Here is a 485-nt window from a genome sequence, read left to right on the forward strand (position 1 = left end):
CTTATCGGCATTTCGTTTCAGACGGCCTGCCCTATTACTTTGAAGTAAATATTATAGGTCAAAAACTACACAGGATTCCATGAAATACACAAGAATAATCTATTCATAATTTAAACCTCATGCGCGCCTTTAGGCATTTATGCTTCTTCTCAACCTGTTTTAAGGTTATGATTCAATCCAAATGAAAACGACAGACATCAAGGCCATGAAAGAACTCGACAAAACCGACTTAAAAATTCTCAAGCTCCTACAACAAAACGCACGTATCCCCATGACCGAATTGGCTGAAAAAGTCGGCCTCTCCACCACGCCGGTAACCGAACGCGTCCGCCGCTTGGAACGCGACAACCTTATTACCGGCTATCACGCCCATCTGAATCCTCATGCTTTAGGTCAAAGCCTCTTGGTCTTTGTCGAGCTGAAACTGCGCTCCAAATCCGGCAATATTTTTGAAGACTTCAAACGCGAAGTGCTAAAAATTCCGC

Annotated in this window: 1 protein-coding gene; it reads left to right on the plus strand. The window is 43.5% G+C overall.

Features of this window, described 5'->3' with window-relative positions; all coding sequences use genetic code 11:
- Positions 1-205: 205 nt before the first annotated feature.
- Positions 206-485, plus strand: a 280-nt coding sequence (locus ACTHUM_RS19140; protein ID WP_440403858.1) for an Lrp/AsnC family transcriptional regulator, incomplete at its 3' end; no start/stop codon positions are given.

The sequence above is a fragment of the Neisseria sp. P0021.S006 genome (assembly GCF_051956895.1).